Origin of the sequence: Luteimonas kalidii, from assembly GCF_029887935.1 — a bacterium.
GTDB classification, from domain to species: domain Bacteria; phylum Pseudomonadota; class Gammaproteobacteria; order Xanthomonadales; family Xanthomonadaceae; genus Luteimonas; species Luteimonas kalidii.
On record NZ_JARXRO010000013.1, the window covers coordinates 16,661 to 36,551 of the forward strand.

Genomic DNA, 19,891 nt, shown 5'->3' on the forward strand with positions numbered 1-19,891 from the left:
GGATAAGCGCGCAGCGCATCCGGGGACCGCGCGCCGCCCGCAGGACATGCGAAACGCCGCAAGCAGGCGATCCACGCGTCGGAGTGGGCGATGCATCCGGATTGCCAGGAGTTCCCGGATGCGCTGCGCTTATCCGGGCGACGCGGGCGGCATGCCGATACGAGCGGCAGGGCGCCGGGCCGCCGCCGCGTGGATGTCGAACGCGGGCTCGGCGGTTCGTCGTGCAGGCACACCCAACCACCCGGAGACCGCGCATGACCGATTCCAACGCCACCCCGGCCACCGCCACCGGCACCGTCCGCCTGCACCGCGTGCTGCGCGCGCCGCCCGAGCGCGTGTACCGCGCCTTCATCGACGCCGCGGCCTTGTGCAAGTGGCTGCCGCCGCACGGCTTCACCGGCACCATGCACGCGTTCGACCCGCGCGTGGGCGGCGGCTACCACATGTCGTTCACCAACTTCGGCACCGGCGCCAGCCATGCCTTCCGCGCCACCTACCTGGAACTGGTGCCTGGGCAGCGCATTCGCCACACCGATACCTTCGACGCGCCGGGACCGGCGGGCGAGATGCAGGTCACGGTGGAACTGGAGGAGTCCATCTGCGGCACCTCGCTACGCATCGTGCAGGAAGGCATCCCGCCAGAGATTCCGGCCGACTTCTGCTACCTCGGCTGGCAGGAATCACTGGAACTGCTGGCGAAGCTTGTGGAGCCGGAGATTCCGGATGGCGCCTAGGATATGAAGCGGGGCCGGCTGATGCTGATGGCGCGTCCACCGTCGACAACGGCGGTGGCCATGAGCGCAGTGCCGGTGATGGCCGGATGGCCTGCTATTGCGCGGGATGCCCACTGGCCGCATTACAACCTGCATCAGAGCTTGACCCTCGATCACGCGCCTGCGGACGAACATGCGCTATTGCGCGCGCTGTACAGGATCGATGCCTTCGCCTTCGACATGCTGTTCAATCGCATGACCGGTGATGATGCGGCAGGTGGACATTGGACGCTCCACGCGAAGGGGATGCCGCGCGGGTTCGCCACGCTGCTGACCGATGTTTGGGGTGCGCTTGCCGCCGAGGGCATCCAGGATTGTTTCGGACATCGACCGCACGTGACACTGTGTTATCGAGCGCCGCGGATGCCTGGCGGCACATACTGGTTACCAGACCCCATTCCATGGCGTGTCGATGCGATCGAACTCGTCATGGTCGAGACACATCCGTACCGCTACGTCACGATTGCGCGGCGTCCGCTTGTCGCGCCAGTGCAGAGCGATCTCTTCCCCGGAACCCCATCCGTCCATCCCGAGCACGCCGCGAAATGACCCACCGCCCCCAGCTCCGCATTCCCGCCACCTACATGCGTGGCGGCACGTCCAAGGGCGTGTTCTTCCGTCTGGAGGACCTGCCCGTGGCTGCGCGCAGCCACGGCGCGGCGCGTGACGCGCTGCTGCTGCGGGTGATCGGCTCGCCTGATCCCTACGGCAAGCACACCGACGGCATGGGCGGGGCGACCTCGAGCACCAGCAAGTGCGTGATCGTCGCGCCGTCCACGCGGCCAGGCCACGACGTCGACTATCTCTACGGCCAGGTCTCGATCGACAGCGCCTTCGTCGACTGGAGCGGCAACTGCGGCAACCTGTCCTCGGCGGTGGGTCCGTTCGCGATTGCGCACGGCATGCTCGATCCCGCCAGGGTGCCGGCCGACGGCACCGCCACGGTGCGCATCTGGCAGGCCAACATCGGCAAGACCATCGTCGCGCATGTGCCCATGGTCCAGGGCCAGGTGCAGGAGACCGGCGATTTCGAGCTCGACGGCGTGACCTTCCCGGCTGCCGAGATCGTGCTGGAGTTCCTCGATCCGTCCGACGACGGCGAAGACGGCGGTGCGATGTTCCCGACCGGCCGCATGGTCGACACGCTCGAGGTGCCTGGCCTCGGCGCGCTGCAGGCGACGCTGATCAGCGCCGGCATTCCCACGGTGTTCGTGGATGCGGCCGACATCGGCTTCGATGGCACCGAGCTGCAGCCGGCGATCAACGACACCCCGACCGCGCTCGCGAAACTCGAAGCGATCCGCATTGCCGGTGCGCTGCGCATGGGGCTGATCGCGCACGCCGACGAGGCGTTGCGGCGCCAGCACACGCCCAAGGTCGCCTTCGTCGCACCGCCCGCGGCCTATGTGGCTTCGAGCGGCAAGGCGATCGCCGCGGGCGACATCGACCTCAACGTGCGCGCGATGTCGATGGGCAAGCTGCATCACGCGATGATGGGCACCGCGTCGGTCGCGATCGCCACCGCGGCCGCGGTGCCGGGCACGCTGGTGAACCTGGCCGCCGGCGGCGGCACGCGCGATGCGGTGCGCTTCGGGCATCCGTCGGGCACCCTGCGGGTGGGCGCGGCGGTGTCGCAGGTCGACGGCCGCTGGACGGTGACGCGCGCGGTCATGTCGCGATCGGCGCGGGTGCTGATGGAGGGCGCGGTGCGGGTGCCTGCGGAGACGCTGGGCTGACCGTGCCGGAAGCGTCCCCATCTGCCCCATCGGGGCACCTTCCACCCGTGAAGGGCGCAATGCCCCGCGAAACGGGGGAAGGATATGCGCAACGCCCCGTGGGTGCGATGGATGCGCGGCCGGCCGCCCCATCTGTCCGTGCGGGGCACCCCCTACCCATGAAGGGCGCGATGCCCCGTGAGACGGAAAGACATGTCCCGCGCGCATTCCGTGCGGCTGACGCGTCCAGGCGACCGTCGACGCGCCTTCCTGTCGAACGCGCGGCAGCTCGATCTTCTCGAGCCGCTGCCCGATCCACGTACGCGTGCTGAAGCGGATGCACGGAGGAACGGGCGGACGACACACCTGAATCCGGTTCGGTGATGTCTCCCCGAACCGCGCGCGGCACTACTGCGGATCCGGTTTCCCGAACCGCTCGCCGAAGAAATCGCCGTCGTTCCAGCGCGGGCGCTGCGCGGCGTCGCCGGTGATGCGGCCGATGCGGGCATTGAGCGTCGCCAGGCGCGCTGCATCGCCGTACTGGATCGGCAGGTCCACCTGGTCGCAGGGCTGGTGGTAGCAGTTGCGCAGGAACCAGGTGGCGGCGACCTGCGGGTCCTGGTCCGGATTGGCGCCCACCACGCCGCCCATCAGGTACACCGCGGGAATGCCGGCGCGCACGAAGGCGTACTGGTCGCTGCGCACGAACACCGTCTCCTCGGGGAACGGATCGGGTGAGAGTGTCACCCCGATCTCCGCCGCGGCGGTGTCCAGCACCGCGCCCAGCGAGGAATGGTCGACGCCGATCGGCACCACGTCGGTGGTCGGCGCGGTCAGCATCGGCATGTCCATGTTGATGTTCGCGACCACGTCGCCGTCGACCGAGGGACGGTTGGCGAACCACTCCGCGCCGAGCAGGCCCTGTTCCTCCGCGGTGAGCGCGACGAACGCCATCGACCGCTTCGGCCGTGGCCCGGCCTCCAGTTCGCGCGCGGCCTCCAGCAGGATGGCCACGCCCAGCGCGTTGTCGATCGCGCCGTTGCGGATCCGGTCCTCGCGGCCCTGTGCGTCGGTGACCGGTTCGCCGGTGCCGATGTGGTCCAGGTGGGCGGTGTAGACCACGTGCTCGCCGGCCAGCGCCGGATCGGCGCCCGGCAGGCGGCCCACCACGTTGCGCGAGGCCAGCGGCTCGATGCGCGTGCGTGCGGCCAGGCGCAGCGTGCCCGGCAGGGGGAAGCCGCGCAGCTGGCCCGCGCGCGCGGCCTCGAACAGCTGCGCCGCCGAGCGGTCGCCGCCCGCGAACAGTTCGTCGGCCGCGGTGGCGCTGACCACCGCGCTGGCGCGCAGCTGCGGCCAGGTGTCGATCGCGCCGCCGTCCTCGCCGCGCAGCCGCATCGAGGGCTGCGAGGCGTTCTGCACCGAGCGCGCCCACGGGTTGCGCACCTCGTCGTCGGCGGTGTTGACGTACACCACGCCGACCGCGCCGCGCTCGACCACGTTGCGCAGCTTCTCGCGGGTGGAGGCGTGGAACGCGCGCTGGGTGGCTTCGAACCGCGCCGGCGCGCCGCCGAACATCACCGCGATACGGCCGTCCAGGTCGAGCCCGGCGAAGTCGTCGTGGCCCAGGTCCGGCGCGTGCACCGCCTGGCCGACGAACACCGCCGGCGCGTCCAGCGCGGCCTCGGCGGCGTTGAAGTTCGCCAGCGGCAGGAACTGCTTGCGCGGCTCGAGGGCGATGGTCGCGCCATTGCGGACGATCTCCAGGCGGGCGCCCTCGGGCTGCACCGTCGCCTGCAGCAGCGGCACCGCCTGGAACCAGCTGCCGTCGTCGCCCGCCGGCGCCAGGCCGGTCTCCCCGAAGCGCTTCGCCACGTACTCCGCCGCGCGATCGAAGCCCGGCGTGCCGGTGCGCCGGCCCTCCATCGCGTCGTCGGCCAGCGCGCGCACGTCGGCCTCGATGCGCTGGCCGGCGGGCGTCTCGTTGGGCGGCGGCGGGGTGGCGGGCGTTGCCGCGGCTCCCTCGGCGGGGGCGGGTGGCTGCGCCGCGTCGGCGGGCGCGGGGTCGCGCTGGCAGGCCGCGAGCGGCAGGCACAGCAGCACGAGGGCGGCGGTCAGGCGGGGATTCATCGGCGGCGACTCGTGCGACGGTGCCCGGACGCTAGCACCGGCGCCGGGCGCGCTTCAATACGCCGCCCGGCGGACACACGCCACGGCCACACGCCGCGCCTATGATGGTCCGGCGTGCATCGCGCGCCGTCTTGATCCGGGTCAATGCGGCCGTGCCCGGTGTGCGCGACCCTCGCACCGGTGCAGCGTTTCAGCGCGACGGCGCTGCACCCGGATGCGCACACCGCAGGCGCGACCTGCGGACACCCTGCAATCCCCCGACGCACGAGGTGACGACATGGGCAATGCCAGCGATCTGCCGATGCAATTGTGGAAAGCCAATCTCGACCTGCAGCTGCGGCTCGGCCGCCTGCTGCAGGACAGTGGCCGCGAATGGATGGAGCTCGGCACGCGCGCCGCCGGCGAAGGCGCCGCCGAGCTCGACGCCGAGTTCCGCAAGCTGCTGGGCGGCGGCGACTGGCAGGGGCTGGCCACGCTGCCGGCGGAGGCGTTCTGGCGCCAGGCCGAACAGCGCGTCGGCGACAGCCAGGCCATCCACCAGCTTGCGCTGCACGCGCAGGAAGGCTTCGTCCGCGGCGTGGTGGAGGCGTTGCAGGACTGGCAGGGCAGGCTCACCGACGCCTGGTCCGGTGCGGGGATGGCGGCGGGATCGACGCCGGACCTCGCGCAGGCCTGGCAGGGGCTGGTCTCGGACTGGGAGGCGGGCCTGGCGAACCTGGCGCCGTCGCCGAGGCGCGCGTCCGGCACCCGCGGCGCACAGGCCGGCCCGACCGTGGCGACGCCTGCGGCGAAGCAGTCAGCCGCCGCGAAGCCTGCAGCGAAGAAATCGGCGGCGAAGAAATCCGCGGCGAAGAAATCCGCGGCAAAGAAGCCGGCAGCGAAAAAATCCGCCTCCGGACCTTCCGCCACGAGGAAGCCGGCCGCGAAGAAGACCGCCGCCCGCAAGTCCGCGCCGGCGAAGAAGGGCGCACGCAGGCGTAATGGCTGACCCCGCGCCGATCGCGGGCCCGGCGCTGGCGGATCCCGCAAGCAGATTCCTCCTGGGTCCCATTACCCCTGCTCCTCTTCGCTCTCCATTCGAGGTGAGGCAGGTATTCGCGAGAGGTCGACCCATCCATTCAGGCCGACGCCGCGTCTGCGGCGCGGCTTGATCCAGGGACGGGACGCCCCAGTGCGAGTAGAAACGAAAATGACGCCACGACAGGGGGCATCGGCAGGCGGAACGATGGGCAGGCCAAGGGCCGGACCCGGTGGGTGCAGCGCGAGCACGCTCTGTCCGCAGCCCCATTTCATCTCGCCATCGCCTGGTCCCTGAGGTCCTCCGGTTGCGCCGCAAAGGCCTCCGCATGATCGGTCGCCCATTCACGGAACGTGCGGGCAGGCCTTCCGGTGAGTCGTTCTACGGTACGCGTCACCGGTTCGGGCCGTTCGGCCAGGCCAGCCCAGTACGCGAGTGCGCCGTCCACGAAGTCCGGATCGCCCCACTCAGCCAGCAACTGCTGCCTTGCGACATCTGCCGGAATCTCTTCCCAGCGGACAGGCCGACCGATCGCTTCACCAATGATCCGCACCTGATCGGCGAACGTCAGCTGTTCCGGCCCGGTCAGGACGTACTTCGCGCCCGTATGGCCCGGCTCCGTCAGCACCCGTGCCGCAACGGCTGCGATGTCGGCCTCATGAATGGAGGAGCGGACCGCACCGCCGTAGGGTCGCCGTAGGACGCCGGTGCCGCGGATCTGGGCCGCCCATTCCAGCGCATTCGCCGCGAAGCCTCCGGCCCGCAGGAACGTCCATTCCAGACCGGACTGGACGATCAGGTGTTCGAGTTCGCCCCAGACGCCATTCTGTTCGGGGCCGAGATCGTCGCGGACGCCCATCGACGACAGGTACACCACGTGCCGCACGTGCCTGGCGATCGCCTCCACCACCCGCGGCGCACCTGCGGAGCCGAAGAACGGCCACAACAGGAAGATGCCGTCCATCCCCTGCAGCGCAGGCTCGAGCGTATCCGGCTCCGCCAGATCTCCGCGGACAAGCTCGACGCCTTCCGGTAACCCTGCCTTGCCGGGGTCGCGGACGAGCGCCCGCACCGCTACGCCCGCCGTCAGCAACTCGTCGACCAGGTGCCGGCCGACCTTTCCTGTCGCACCCGTGACCAGGATGCGATCCGCTTTGGTGATGCGTCCTGCCATGTGGACGTCTCCGGGAGAGGGGGCTGGTTCGAAACAGGCGGACCGGATCGCAACCTCGTCCACCGTCTCGAAGAGGCTAGTACCTCAACCAGTCTCGAGGTCAAGCAGGAGCGCGGCCGTACGTCGGGAGCACGGGTCACGTCCTGACAGAGGCGTCGTGCCAGCGGCAAGCGCCTTCGTGGCGAAGTGCTCGAAGGACATAAGGCCGCCGGACGCCGCCCTCAGCGTTGGGCCTCGCCAGTCTGGAACTCGGCCGCAATCCGCCGCGCCAGCGCATACGGCTCCGGATCGTTCCGGTTCGTCAGCAGCACCACGGTCAGGCGTTGCTCCGGCCAGCGCAGGAGTACGTTGCGGAAGCCGATGGTTTCGCCCGAATGCCACAGCAGCCGGTCCGCGCCTTCGCCGTGGACGCGCCAGCCGTAGCCGTAGCCTTCCACGTCGGCCTCGCCGGTGGTCGTGTGCGCGGTGAAGGCGAGTGCGCGCGAGGCGTCGGAGAGCAGGCGGTCGTCGCGCAGCGCGGCGTCCCATTTCGCCAGGTCGTCGATCGACGAGTAGATGCCGCCGTCGCCGAGCACCGCGCTGGTGCTGCTCTGGTCGGTGCGGGCCCAGCCGTCGGTGGCCGCGCTGTAGCCGTAGGCACGGTCGCGCACGGTGGAGATGCCGTTCTCGAACGCGAGCGTGGCGTCCATGCCCAGCGGCTTGAAGATGCGCTCGCGCAGGAACGTGGCGAAATCCAGCCCCGAAGCCTCGCCGACGATGAGTGCGAGCAGGGCATAGCCGCTGTTGCTGTAGCGGTAGTCGCTGCCAGGGGCGAAGTAGAGGCGATCCTGCGTTTCCAGCAGGCGCAGCACGTCGGCGTCGCGCAGCTGGCCCTCGATCGCGTCGGGCAGCACATCCTCGTAGTCGACCACGCCCGAGGTGTGGCTGAGCAGGTGGTGCAGGGTGATGCCGTCAGCCGCGGCGGGCAGCGACGGCAGCCAGCGGCGCACCGGGTCGTCCAGCGACAGCGCGCCGTCCTGCGCCAGCAGCAGGATGGCGGCGGCGGTGAACTGCTTGCTCACCGAGGCCAGGCGGAAGTTCGTGCCCGGGTCGACGGGGATGCCGCGCTCCAGGTTGGCCAGGCCGTAGCCCTTGCGCACCACCGGCACGCCGTCGCGCACGACCAGCAGCGCGGCGCCGGGGCCGCGTGGCTCGGCGTATGCGGCCATCAGGGTGTCGATGCGGTCCAGGGTCTGCGATGTCGGCATGCGGGCATCCGGTGTGGTGGAGCAGGCGGCGAGTGCGGGCAGCAGCAGCGCGAGCAGTGCGTGCCGCGCCGTTGCGGGCAGCAAGCGGAGGATGCGGCGGCTTGCGGGGCGCACGTGCGGCGTGGTCATTCGTCTGTGCCGTGCAGCCCTGCGTGCGCCGCATAGAGCAGGGTGCCGCGGGCGTCATCGCCGCCGAGCTCCCAGAACATCATCCCGCCCAGGCCGCGCATGCGCGCGTAGGCGGCCTTGGCACGGATCGCGTCCGGATCCTCGTAGCTGACGAAGCTGCGCGTGCCCGGGTTCCACAGCCACGCGGCCTGCGCCTGCGGATCGAAGTGGCGTTGGAATGCAGGCGTGTCGAGGTAACCCTGCTGCAGCTCGGCCCAGGTCACGAACGCGACCTCGCCGGCGAACGGCTGGTGCAGGCCGGCGCTGTCCGCGGTGCTGGTGCGGAAAGCCTTGCCGTAGAAGGCCGCGCCGGGCACCAGCTTGTGCGGCGGCACGCCGGCGGCGAGGAACTCGTCGACCGCGCGCGTGGTGTCGCGATCGCTGGCGCCGTTTGCGCCCGCGGAGCGGTACAGGCCGGCGTGGTGGCCGGTGCGCGCGCTGCCGGCGCCGAAGAAGTCGTAGGTCATCAGGTGGATGGCGTCGACCAGCGGCACGATCCGCGGCAGGTCGAGCCCGCGCGCGGCCTCGCCGTCGGCGGCGGCGATGGTGAGCTGGTAGCGGCGGCCGGTCTGCGCCGACAGCGCGTCGAGCGCCTCGCGCAGCGCCTGCAGCATCAGGGGGAAGTTGTCGCGGTCGGCCGGCGAGTGGCTGATGCCGGGACCGGGCAGGGCCGGGTATTCCCAGTCGATGTCGAGGCCGTCGAGGCCGTGCGTGCGCACCAGCGCGACCGCGGTGTCGGCGAAGGTGCGGCGTGCGTCTTCGGTGGCGGCGGCTTCGGAGAAGTGGTCCGCGCCCCAGCCGCCGATGGCGAGCAGCACGTCGGCGCGTGGTTCGCCGTCGCGGCGGTCGGCCAGTTTGGTCAGACGCTCGGCCATGCCTTCGCGCGGCAGGCGAACACGGTGGTGGGCGTCGACCACGGCGAAGGAGTACACGACGGTATCGAGCTTGCCGGCATCGACGGACGGCAGTGGGACGTCGCGGTCGAACAGGTAGGCGATCAGGCGCGGCGCGGGGGGTGTGTTCGCGGTGATCGATTCGCCCGATTCCGACGCGAGCGCCGCGCTCGAGGTCGCGACGAACCACACGATCGCCGCCATGCCCAGCCACCAGGATCGCCGCATGCCGCACTCTCCGCGTCGGGGAGGCGACACCGTACACGATCCACACGGCGTCGCGCCGCGACCGGTGCGATGCCGTCGTGCGATCGGCATCTTGAACGTCGAGGCGAGCGCATGGGTCGCGAGCGCATTCCACCGCCCGCCTCGGCGTCCGCGTTGCGCTCGCGGCGTGGCCAGCCGCCTCCGTACCGCGTAGTGTCGAACCAGGCTTCGGTCCGCGCGAGCGGGACGAGCAGGGGGGGCGCCGAGTGGGCGCGCACGGTTGTTCCGTGACCGCGCAACGACGAGGCGACACACGCTCGGGGATCACTTCAGTGACGTAGGGCCCCGGATGCGGCCGTTGACCTTATCCGGGCTACGCGGTCGCAGGCCACCGCGTGATTAGCGGACAGATCGCCGCGGAGCGCCGTCGCAGCAGGAACATCAAGAAAGGCATCGCGGCAACCGCATCCTGGAGCCGTGTCCTGGCGGGCGGGGATCGCGGCTAGCAACACATGGATGTGTTGCGCGCGAGTCAGGGCAGGATGCCCTGACCGAGCGGAGAGCGATTCCCGGGCGTCAGGGCACGGCGCCGATCCGAAGGCCCTAGTACCCGAAGCCCCGAAGCCCCGGCATTGAACTCATCCGTAGGGCCTCCCACCCAACGATCGAGAAGAAACGAACGGGGGGGCGAGCGGAGGTCATCGCGTCGAACGCCCGACCATCTGCCATCGCCTATCTGTCCCGAGGCGGAAACCGCAGCACCACGCCGCGCTCTTCCTCGCGTGCGTCTTCCTGCGCATCTCGCTGCCACAGCACGGGTACGTCCTTCGGCGAACCCGGTTCGAACGTGTCACGCTCGGCCTGTGCGGCGCGCTCGGCTTCTTCCTCTTCGATTTCCCAGCTGTAGCGCCGGCGCGGCGGTACCGGATCGGCGCGGCGCAGCAGGAACGCCGCGACGATGCCGCCGAGCGCACCGCCCAGGTGCGACTGCCACGACACGCCCGGCTCCTGCGGCAGCACGGTCAGCAGCATGCCGCCGTAGAACAGGAACGCGATCATGCCGGCCGCGATCGAGGGCCGGTCGCGGCGCAGCAGGCCGAGCATGAAGACCAGGAACATCAGCCCGTGGGTGAGGCCGCTGGCGCCGAGATGGAACGAGCCCGCATCGCCCAGCACCCACGCACCCAGGCCCGAGCCCAGCCACATCAGCGGCAGCGCACGCACGGTCGCACGCGGATAGACGGCCAGCGCGAGGGTGCCGAGCAGCAGCAGCGCGGTCGCGTTCGCGACCAGGTGTTCGGGCGAACCGTGCAGCAGCGGTGCGGTGAGCAGGCCGAGCAGCCCGTCCAGCGTGCGCGGTGCGACCGCGAACGCGCGGTAGTCACCCAGCCCCTGTAAACCGAACACGATCACCAGCGCCAGCACGAACGCCACGCTGCCCTTGGCCGCCGAGGCCAGCCGACGCTTGTCGGCCACGCGCTGGGCCTCGGGGTCGTGCGCGTCGTCGGGCGTGGGCAGGTACATCGTCGGGAGGTGGCGGCAAATTGCGGCGATGCAAGGGTGCCGATGCGGCGGGCGCCGCCGCGACGGCGCCCGGCCGGCCGCCCCGCCTCAGTGACCGGCCGCGGCGCGCGGCGGGCGCGCCAGGCTCAGGGCGATGGTGGTCGCCAGGATCGCTGCCACCACCGCCAACGACCACAGCACCGGGATCTTGTACAGATCGACCAGCAGCATCTTCGTACCGATGAAGACCAGCACGATGGCCAGGCCGTAGGGCAGCAGGTGGAAGCGCTCGGCCATGCCGGCGACCAGGAAGAACATCGCGCGCAGCCCCAGCACCGCGAACACGTTCGAGGTCAGCACGATGAACGGGTCGGTGGTGATGGCGAAGATCGCCGGGATCGAATCCACCGCGAAGATCACGTCGGTGATGCCGATCATCACCAGCACGATGAACAGCGGGGTGAACTTGCGCCGGCGGCCGCTGCCCAGCCATAGCGCGCTGCCGTAGTAGCGGCGGATGAAGGGCACGTGCGCGGTCAGCCAGCGCAGGACCGGGTTGTGCTCGAGGTCCGGCTCCTTGCCGGCCGCGAACCACATCTTGATGCCGGTCAGCAGCAGGAACACGCCGAACACGTACAGCATCCAGTGGAAGTTCGCGATCAGCGCGGCGCCGGCGAAGATCAGGATCGCGCGCAGCACGATCGCCAGCAGGATGCCGATCACCAGCACCCGCTGGCGCTGCTCCTCGGGCACCGCGAAGTAGGTCATCAGCATCAGGAACACGAAGATGTTGTCGACCGCCAGCGCCTTCTCGACCAGGTAGCCGGTCAGGAACTCCAGCCCGATGCGGCGGGCCTCGTCCGGCCCCGCGTCCTGGCCCACGTACCACCACAGCGCGGCGTTGAACGCGAGCGCCAGGGCCACCCAGCCCAGGCTCCACCACGCCGCCTCCTTGAAGGTGACCTTGTGCGCGCCGCCGTGGCGCATCAGCACTAGGTCGACCATGAGCGCGAGCAGCACCAGGCCGGAGAAGCCGGCCCACAGCCAGACGTTGCCGATCGTGTCCATCGAGGAGTTCCGTGCAGGAGAAGTGGAGGACGGCCGCAGGCGCGGGCGGCGCGGAGTCCATGCACGGGATTCCGGGGGCACACCTTCGCCGATGCGGCGAAGGTCTTGCTCACAGCCCGGCCGGGCTGCCGCGGGACCGGAGCATCGCTGCTCGAAATGACGGCCGTCGCGCTGGGAGCTACTCCCCTTCGGCGCGCATTCTGGCGGCGCGCGCCCGGCCGGGTCAAGCGGGCGGATAAACTGTCGCCATGACCGAGCCCCTGCCCACCATCCGCCTGCGCAACGCCTGGCGTTCGAACCACCCCTGGATCTTCCAGAAACTGGTGGACAAGCCCGTGCCGCGGCCCAAGCCGGGCAGCATCGTGGACATCGTGGGCCAGGACGGGGTCTGGATCGGGCGCGGGTTCTACAACGGCCATTCGCGCATCGCGCTGCGGATCCTGGAGACCGATCCGGACGTGGCGGTGGACGAGGCCTGGTTCGCCGCGAAGATCGCCGCGGCCGTGCAGCTGCGGCGCGAGGTGCTGGACCTGGATGCGGTGTCCAGCGCCTGGCGCGTGGTGCACAGCGAAGGCGACGGGCTGTCCGGGCTGGTGGTCGACCGCTACGACGACCTGCTGGTGGTCGAGTTCTTCAGCGCCGGCATGTTCCGCCACCGCGAATGGATCTACGCCGCGCTGCGCGCGCAGTTCCCCGGCTGCCGCTTCCACAGCGCCGCCGACGAACACGTACAGAAGCAGGAGTCGTTCGACTTCCACGGCACCTCGGGTACGGAAGCGGCGACCATCACCGAGCACGGCATCCGCTTCAGCGCCGACCCGGCCGGCGCGCACAAGACCGGCTTCTTCGCCGACCAGCGCGACAACCGCGAATGGCTGTCGCACCGCTGCAGGGACAAGCGCGTGCTCGACCTGTGCTGCAACACCGGCGGTTTCGGCGTGTACGCCGCCGTGCGCGGTGCCAGCGAAGTGGTGGGCATCGACATCGACGAGGCGGTGCTGGAGATCGCGCGCGGCAACGCCAGGCTCAACCACGTGCGTCCGCGTTTCGTGCAGGCCGACATCTTCCCGTGGCTGCGCGACGCCGCCGCCAACGGCGAGCAGTTCGACGTGGTGGTGCTGGATCCGGCGAAGATGACCCGCGACCGCGAGCAGGTGATCAACGCGCTGAAGAAATACCTCGACATGAACAAGCTGGCGCTGGGGGTGGTCAAGCCCGGCGGCCTGCTGGCCACGTTCTCGTGCACCGGCCTGGTGAGCGAGGAACAGTTCCTCGACATGCTGCGCCGCGCGGCGTTCTACGCCGGGCGCACGGTGCAGGTGCTCAAGGTGTCCGGCGCCGGCCCCGACCATCCGTTCCTGGCCCACGTGCAGGAGTCGCGCTACCTCAAGGCGGTGTTCTGCCGCGTGCTGGATTGAACCGGCGGGTGGCGCCGCGCACGCCGCGCGGCGTGCGGCGCGCGCTGTGGGCGGTGGCCGCGCTCACCGCGCTGGCGCTGGCGGGAACGTTCTTCTGGGAGCCGCTGCGCGACTGGCTGCGCCCGCCGTTGCCGCCACCGGCGCCGACCGCGTTCGACTGGACCGCGCGCATGACCCCGCTCGCCGGGACCGGCCTGCGCGGCGCGCGCGATGGACACGCGCTGTCGGCGCGCTTCGACGAGCCCTGGGGCGTGGTGCGCGGGCCCGACGGCAGCGTGTTCGTCGCCGATGGCGGGGAGGCGAACCGGATCCGGCGGATCGCGCCCGATGGCACGGTGACCACGTTCGCCGGATCGGTGGAAGGGTTCCGCGACGGCGTCGGTGCGGCGGCGCGGTTCCACACGCCGTCCTCGCTGGCGGTCGACCGCTTCGGCGCGCTGGTCGTCGCCGACACCGGCAACCACGCCATCCGCCGCATCGCGCGCAACGGCGCGGTCGCCACGCTGGCCGGCACCGGCGTGGCGGGACTGCGCGAGGGCGACGCGGCACTGGCGCAGTTCCGCGGGCCGATGGGCGTGGCGGTGGACGCGATCGGCCGCGTCTACGTGGCCGATACCTGGAACGACCGCATCCGCGTGATCGAGACCGATGGCCGCGTGCGCACGCTGGCCGGCGGCGCGCGCGGCTTCGTCGACGGCGCCGGCGCGCAGGCGCGCTTCGACACGCCCACCGCGCTGGCGGTGGCCGGCGACGGCACGGTGTGGGTGGCCGATACCGGAAACCGCGCGCTGCGCCGGATCGATCCCGACGGCACGGTGCGCACCTGGCGACCGGCGGGGTGGGATGCGGTCGATGTCGACCGTCCGCTGTCGCTGGCGGTCGCCCATGACGGCGTGCTGTATGTCGGCACGCTCTCGCCGGGCCGCGTGCTGCAGGTGAGCCCGGATGGGCGCGCCCGCGTGCTGACCGGCGCGTCGACCGGGCAATGGGCCGCGCGCGCCGCGGGCCTGTGGCTGGAGCGCGATGGCAGCATGCTGCTGGCCGATGCCGCCGGCCATCGCCTGCATCGGATCGTGCGCCGGAGCGCCGGCGACGATGTCCTTCGTGACGGCCCGGTGGGCCCGCGCCCGGACCGCCCGCTGCCCGATACCGCCCGTCGCTGGCCGTTCGCGCCGCAGGACGGCTGGCACGAGGTGGTCGGCACCCTGGGCGAGGTGCGCGGCAACTTCAGCGGCGAAAGCCGCAGCCACCTGCACAATGGCCTGGACGTGCGGGCCGATGTGGGGACGCCGGTGCTGGCGCTGATCGACGCCAAGGTCACCAGTCCGCTGGCCGCCTTCAGTTTCGGCGGCCAGGCCGAGGGCATCACCGTCGACGAGCTGACCAGCCTGCACATGCGCGTGGGCCGCACCGCGCAGGGACGCAACCTCGATCCGTCGCGGTTCGCGTTCGAGCACGACGAGGACGGCCGGCCGTCGCTGGTGCGGATCCTGCGCGGCACGCGTTTCGCGGCCGGCGATGCGCTCGGCTCGGTCAATGCGCAGGCGCACACGCACCTGATCGTCGGGCCGTACGGGCACCAGCACAACGCGATCCGGCTCGGCTTCCACGGCTATCGCGACACCGTGCCGCCACGCATCGATGGCGTGTCGCTGCTGGACGATGCGGGCCTGCCGCTGACCGCGCGCGAGGACGGCCGCGTGCTGGTGCCGCGCGCAGGCGGCGGCGTGCAGGTGGTGGTCGATGCCTGGGACCAGGTCGACGGCAACCTGCCGCGGCGCCGGCTCGGCCTGCACCGCATCGGTTACCAGGTGCTGCGCGCCGACGGCACGCCCGTGCCCGGATTCGAGGCACCATCGATGAACCTGGATTTCTCGCGCATGCCGGCGCATCCCGACGCGGTGCTGACCGCGTACGCCGCCGACAGCGGCATCACCGTGCACGGCGCGGCGCGCACGCGCTTCCTCTACGTGCCCAGCAACATCGTGCGCGGCGACACGGTCGCCGAGGCGCGCTGGGACCCGGCGGCGCTGCCCCCGGGCGACTACGTCGTGCGCGCGGTGGGCGTGGACGCGGCCGGCAATCGCGCGATCGGTGCGAGCGACCTGCCGGTGCGGCTGCTGGCGCACTGACCACGGCGGTGCACGCGTTGCGCCCTGAACGCAGGGTCGCCTCACATCGACATGGGGATCCGCTTCCCGACGGAGTGTCGCCATCGCCCGCATCGGCAGAGTGGGGTGGAGGTCGTCGGTGGGGTGCTCCGACGCGAGCCCGCGGGCGTACGCGCGCAACGTGCCGTTCCGTGCGTGGAACTGCCCAATGGGACCGGCTCCGCATCGCCGGTATGTACAGGTTTCGTACAAGCCGGAGGTTGACGGATGTGTAACGGCGGCGTGCCTAGCGTCGCTTCCGCACCATCGCCATTCGATGACGCCCACCTCAACCTCTACGGAGCAGCCCCATGCGCACCTGGCTCGCCATTCCCTTCACCGCCCTGTTCGCCACCACGGCGCACGCCGCCGGTCCCGAGGCAGGCCGCTGGTCCATGTCGGTGTTCGGCGGCGTGGACGTGCCGCTCAGCGGCGACGTGCACGACGGCGCCACCGCCGCAGTGCCCGACCTCGGTCCGCTGAACCCCGCCCTGGCCGGCGTCGATGCCGAACTGCGCATCGAGTCGCGCAGCCATGACCGCATCTACGACCTGGCTACCACCTACGGCCTCGAATTCACCTACGCGTTCGACGAACGCCGCGAGATCTTCGGCCAGGTGCGCCAGACCAGCGCCGACGAAGGCACGGTCATGGTCGGCGGCGCGTTCGTGCCGGCGCTGGACACCACGCTGCCGGTGTACGGCACCTTCGGCGATTACGAAGCCCTGTCGGCCGAAGTCGGCTACCGCTACTACTTCGGCACCGCAGGCACCGCGCGGCCATTCGTTGGCGCACGCCTGGGCGCCACCCGCACCGACGAGATCCGTGCGACCTTCGAAATCCCGGATGCGGGCATCACCATCGCGAATGCGCCGTTCTACGAGTCGGGCTGGTCGGCGACCGGTGGGCTCGACGTGGGCGTGATCATGCCGGTGTCCGAGACCTTCAGCGTCACCCTCGCCAGCGGCGTGCGCTACACGGGCGACCTGAAGGACGACGACAGCGCGATCGGCGGCCTGGGCCTGGCGAGCATCAACGACACCGGCAGCCGGGTGTCGCTGCCGGTGACGCTGTCGGGGCGCTGGGATTTCTGAGGCGCCTGTGCGATGGGCGCGCTCCTGGCGCGCCCATCCGCCTCTGGCACCTTGCACCCGTCAAGGGGCCCGATGTTCCGCAGCGGGGGAAGCAACAACTTGCCGTCCGCGTCATCCGTTCTCCGTAGCCCGGATAAGGCCGAAGGCCGCATCCGGGACCGTGGCAACTCGCGGGGCCGCGCCAGCCAGCGGGTCCTTGCGCGAACCATCCCGCCTCGATGGTCACCGTGACCATCCGGACATGAATTCCTCCCGGCATTCGCGTGTCATGGCGTAGCCGCGCCGACGCATCTCCGCGGCGCCATCGCCATTGCCCGGAGGCCGTGATGCATCGCCCCTTGTTGCCCGCCCTGCTGCTCGCGCTGTCGCCCGCGTTCGCCGCACTGGCGCAGATGCCCGCCACGGCCGCCGCGCCCACGCCCGCCCCGTCCGCGACATCCAGAACACCCATCGCGTCCCCGACGCCCGCCCGATTCGCCCTGTCGGCTACATCAGCGACACCTGCCGCGGCCGCCGCGTCCACCGTGCGCCTGTCCGGAGACCCCACCCGCGTGCTGGTGCTCGGCACCGTGCACCTGGGGCAGGAAGGCGGCGGCGACGTGACGCCCGAGGCGATCGAACCGGTGCTGCTGCGGCTGGCCGCGTACGCGCCGGAGATCATCACCATCGAGTCGATGCCGGGCGAAACCTGCGACCTGATGGCGCGGCATCCCGAGGTCTACGATCCCGAAGGCGGCGCGCAGTACTGCCCGGACACCGCCGCTGCGCGCTCGGCCACCGGCCTGGACGTGCCGGCGGCGATCGCGTCGATGGAGCGACAGCTGGCGGATTGGCCCGACGCGCCGACACCCGCGCAGCGGCGTCGCCTGGCCGCAACCTTTCTTGCCGCCGGCGATCCGAACTCCGCGCTGGTGCAGTGGCTGCACCTGGGCGAGCAGGAACGCCGCCCAGGCGACGGGCTCGACGAGGTGCTGGTCGCGGCGCTGCGCAAGCGCGCCGATTCGGACAACGAGAACACCGTGATCGCGGTTGCGCTGGCCGTGCGCCTGGGCCTGCAGCGCGTGCATCCGGTCGACGACCACACCGGCGACAACCTGCGCATCGACGACATGGACGGGTTCGCGACCGCCATCCGCAGCGCGTGGGACAGTGCGCCTCCCGAGTGCGGGGCGCTGCGTGCACGCGACAAGGCCTTGCGCGAGGCGCCGGACCTGCTGCCGCTGTACCGGCACACCAACAGCGCGGACTACCAGCGCATGCCGATGGCCTGCGACTTCGCGCTGGCGCTGGCGGAACCCTCGCCGCAGCGGTTCGGCCGCCAGTACGTCGGCGGCTGGGACCTGCGCAACCTGCGCATGGTGGCCAACATCGGCACCACCTTCCGCGAACGTCCGGGCGCGCGCGTGCTGTCGATCGTGGGCGCCTCGCACAAGGCCTGGTTCGACCGTTTGCTCGGCCAGCTGCAGGGCGTGGACATGGTGGACGCGGCGGAGATCCTCGGAGAGGAGTGAGCAACGGCCGCGAGCTGCCTCCGGATCGTGAAGGCTGCGGTCATCGATCCCGCCGAAAGGCGCGGAGGCGACGCTGCGACAGTCGCGTCACCCGGATCAGGCCGCCGTGCGCCGCAGGGCACGGATGGCGTCGGGAGCCCCAGGTCGCCGGATGTCGGCTGCGACTCCTCCGGCGACTTCGATCGTCGGATGTCCGGAGGTGAGCATCCCCGGATGCGCTTCGCTTATCCGGGCTACGCGTGAGGGCTCGTGCGGCACGCGCCATGCGCAGAACGTAGCCCGGATAAGGCCGAAGGCCGCATCCGGGTTCCCCGAAACACCTTCGATCAATAACCGCTTTCGGACAACGTCGCCCGCACCTGCTCATGCCGCGCCTGCAGCTGCGGCGACGGCGCGCGGCCGAGCAGGCTCACCGCCACGATCGCCACCGACGCGGCGATGAAGCCCGGCACGATCTCGTACAGCGCGCTGCCCGTCTGCTTCCACGCGATCACCGTCACCGCACCGGCCAGCATGCCGGCCAGCGCGCCGTTGCGGGTCATCCGCTTCCAGAACAGCGACAGCACCACCACCGGCCCGAACGCGGCGCCGAAGCCGGCCCAGGCATAGGACACCAGCCCCAGCACGCGCGACTCCGGATCGCGCGCGATCCACATCGCCAGCAGCGCCACCGCCAGCACCATCGCGCGGCCGACCCAGACCAGCTCGCCGTGCCCGGCACGCGGGCGCAGGAAGCCGCGGTAGAAGTCCTCGGTGAGCGCGCTCGAACACACCAGCAGCTGCGCCGCCAGCGTGCTCATGACCGCGGCCAGGATCGCCGACAGCAGCACGCCGGCGATCCACGGGTTGAACAGCAGCTCCGACAGCGCGACGAACACGCGTTCGGGATTCGCGTCCACCGGACCGGCGACCTCCGGATGCGCGGCGAACCAGGCGATGCCGAAGAAGCCGGTGGCCATCGAGCCGGCCAGGCACAGCACCATCCAGGTCATGGCGATGCGGCGCGCGCGCGGGATCGTGGCCAGGCTGTCGGCCGCCATGAAGCGCGCCAGCAGGTGCGGCTGGCCCACGTAGCCCAGGCCCCAGGCCAGCAGCGAGACGATGCCGATCACGCCGCCGGCGCCGATCCACTGCAGTCGCGCCGGATCGACCTGTTCCACCAGCGCCAGCGCCTCGCCCGGACCGCCTGCGCCCAGGATCGCGAACACCGGCACCAGCAGCAGGGCGAAGATCATCAGCGTCGCCTGCACGGTGTCGGTCCAGCTCACCGCGAGAAATCCGCCGATGAAGGTGTAGGCGATCGTCACCGCCGCGCCCCACAGCATCGCCTCGCCGTAGGGCAGGCCGAACATGCTCTCGAACAGGCGCGCGCCGGCGACGATCCCGGAGGCGCAGTAGATCGCGAAGAACACCAGGATCACCAGCGCCGACAGGATGCGCAGCAGCCGGCTGTGGTCCTCGAAGCGGTGGGTGAAGTAGTCGGGCAGGGTGAGCGCGTTGTGCGCGCGCTCGGTGTACACGCGCAGCGGGCCGGCGACGAAGCGCCAGTTGGCCCAGGCGCCGATCACCAGCCCGATCGCGATCCACGATTCCGACGCACCGCCCAGGTACAGCGCACCGGGCAGGCCCATCATCAGCCAGCCGCTCATGTCCGAGGCGCCGGCGGCCAGCGCGGTGACGTAGCTGCCCAGCGAACGGCCGCCGAGGATGTAGTCGTCGAAGGTGCGCGTGCGTCGCCAGGCGATGAAGCCGATGCCGACCATCAGCAACAGGTAGGCGGAAAACGTGAGGAACAGCGGAGAATCGAGGCGCATGCGGCGGGTCC

15 protein-coding genes are annotated in these 19,891 nt (G+C 71.0%); 8 read left to right on the forward strand and 7 right to left on the reverse strand.

Going from position 1 to position 19,891, the window contains the following annotated elements; all coding sequences use genetic code 11:
- The first annotated feature begins 254 nt into the window (after nt 1–254).
- From QFW81_RS05060 to prpF, 3 genes are read left to right on the forward strand one after another with little or no spacing between them, the layout of a single operon-like run.
- Nucleotides 255–734: an SRPBCC family protein gene (locus QFW81_RS05060; protein ID WP_280577520.1), complete on the forward strand. Its 480-nt coding sequence runs from the start codon at nt 255–257 to the stop codon at nt 732–734.
- A gap of 60 nt (nt 735–794) precedes the next feature.
- Nucleotides 795–1,322: a hypothetical protein gene (locus QFW81_RS05065; protein WP_280577521.1), complete on the forward strand. Its 528-nt coding sequence runs from the start codon at nt 795–797 to the stop codon at nt 1,320–1,322.
- The gene (prpF, locus tag QFW81_RS05070) at nt 1,319–2,509 is read left to right on the forward strand and encodes a 2-methylaconitate cis-trans isomerase PrpF (RefSeq protein ID WP_280577522.1); all 1,191 of its coding nucleotides are present in this window, start codon (nt 1,319–1,321) and stop codon (nt 2,507–2,509) included. Before QFW81_RS05065 ends, prpF begins: the two co-directional genes overlap by 4 nt.
- A 387-nt stretch (nt 2,510–2,896) precedes the next feature.
- Here prpF and QFW81_RS05075 read toward each other — a convergent pair whose 3' ends face one another.
- Nucleotides 2,897–4,615: a M20/M25/M40 family metallo-hydrolase gene (locus QFW81_RS05075; protein ID WP_280577523.1), complete on the reverse strand. Its 1,719-nt coding sequence runs from the start codon at nt 4,613–4,615 to the stop codon at nt 2,897–2,899.
- 277 nt (nt 4,616–4,892) lie between these two features.
- On the opposite strand from QFW81_RS05075, the gene QFW81_RS05080 reads away from it, so the two are divergent.
- Nucleotides 4,893–5,603, forward strand: coding sequence for a phasin family protein (locus tag QFW81_RS05080; RefSeq protein WP_280577524.1), 711 nt, complete (start codon nt 4,893–4,895; stop codon nt 5,601–5,603).
- 301 nt (nt 5,604–5,904) lie between these two features.
- Here the strand turns inward: QFW81_RS05080 and QFW81_RS05085 are convergent, their stop codons facing one another.
- From QFW81_RS05085 to QFW81_RS05105, 5 genes are all read right to left on the reverse strand, one after another.
- On the reverse strand, nt 5,905–6,807 hold the full coding sequence (locus QFW81_RS05085; protein ID WP_280577525.1) for an SDR family oxidoreductase: 903 nt from the start codon (nt 6,805–6,807) through the stop codon (nt 5,905–5,907).
- A 221-nt stretch (nt 6,808–7,028) separates the two neighbouring features.
- On the reverse strand, nt 7,029–8,138 hold the full coding sequence (locus tag QFW81_RS05090) for a serine hydrolase domain-containing protein (RefSeq protein ID WP_425603980.1): 1,110 nt from the start codon (nt 8,136–8,138) through the stop codon (nt 7,029–7,031).
- Nucleotides 8,139–8,179: 41 nt separating this feature from the next.
- Nucleotides 8,180–9,343, reverse strand: coding sequence for a glycoside hydrolase family 18 protein (locus QFW81_RS05095; protein WP_280577527.1), 1,164 nt, complete (start codon nt 9,341–9,343; stop codon nt 8,180–8,182).
- A 711-nt stretch (nt 9,344–10,054) separates the two neighbouring features.
- Nucleotides 10,055–10,846 (reverse strand): rhomboid family intramembrane serine protease, encoded by a 792-nt coding sequence (locus QFW81_RS05100; RefSeq protein ID WP_280577528.1) that lies wholly within the window; start codon nt 10,844–10,846, stop codon nt 10,055–10,057.
- An 87-nt stretch (nt 10,847–10,933) separates the two neighbouring features.
- Nucleotides 10,934–11,893 (reverse strand): TerC family protein, encoded by a 960-nt coding sequence (locus tag QFW81_RS05105; protein ID WP_280577529.1) that lies wholly within the window; start codon nt 11,891–11,893, stop codon nt 10,934–10,936.
- 248 nt (nt 11,894–12,141) lie between these two features.
- Here QFW81_RS05105 and QFW81_RS05110 point away from each other — a divergent pair, with 248 nt between their 5' ends.
- From QFW81_RS05110 to QFW81_RS05125, 4 genes are all read left to right on the forward strand, one after another.
- Entirely contained in the window at nt 12,142–13,311 is a 1,170-nt protein-coding gene (locus QFW81_RS05110) for a class I SAM-dependent rRNA methyltransferase (protein WP_280577530.1), read from the forward strand.
- A gap of 32 nt (nt 13,312–13,343) precedes the next feature.
- A complete protein-coding gene (locus tag QFW81_RS05115) occupies nt 13,344–15,443 on the forward strand; it encodes an NHL repeat-containing protein (protein WP_425603982.1) in 2,100 nt (699 codons plus the stop codon).
- Nucleotides 15,444–15,772: 329 nt separating this feature from the next.
- Nucleotides 15,773–16,555: a hypothetical protein gene (locus QFW81_RS05120; RefSeq protein WP_280577532.1), complete on the forward strand. Its 783-nt coding sequence runs from the start codon at nt 15,773–15,775 to the stop codon at nt 16,553–16,555.
- 326 nt (nt 16,556–16,881) lie between these two features.
- The gene (locus QFW81_RS05125; RefSeq protein WP_280577534.1) at nt 16,882–18,066 is read left to right on the forward strand and encodes a DUF5694 domain-containing protein; all 1,185 of its coding nucleotides are present in this window, start codon (nt 16,882–16,884) and stop codon (nt 18,064–18,066) included.
- A 326-nt stretch (nt 18,067–18,392) separates the two neighbouring features.
- Here QFW81_RS05125 and putP read toward each other — a convergent pair whose 3' ends face one another.
- Nucleotides 18,393–19,880: a sodium/proline symporter PutP gene (gene putP / locus QFW81_RS05130; RefSeq protein ID WP_280577535.1), complete on the reverse strand. Its 1,488-nt coding sequence runs from the start codon at nt 19,878–19,880 to the stop codon at nt 18,393–18,395.
- Between the last annotated feature and the right edge of the window lie 11 nt (nt 19,881–19,891).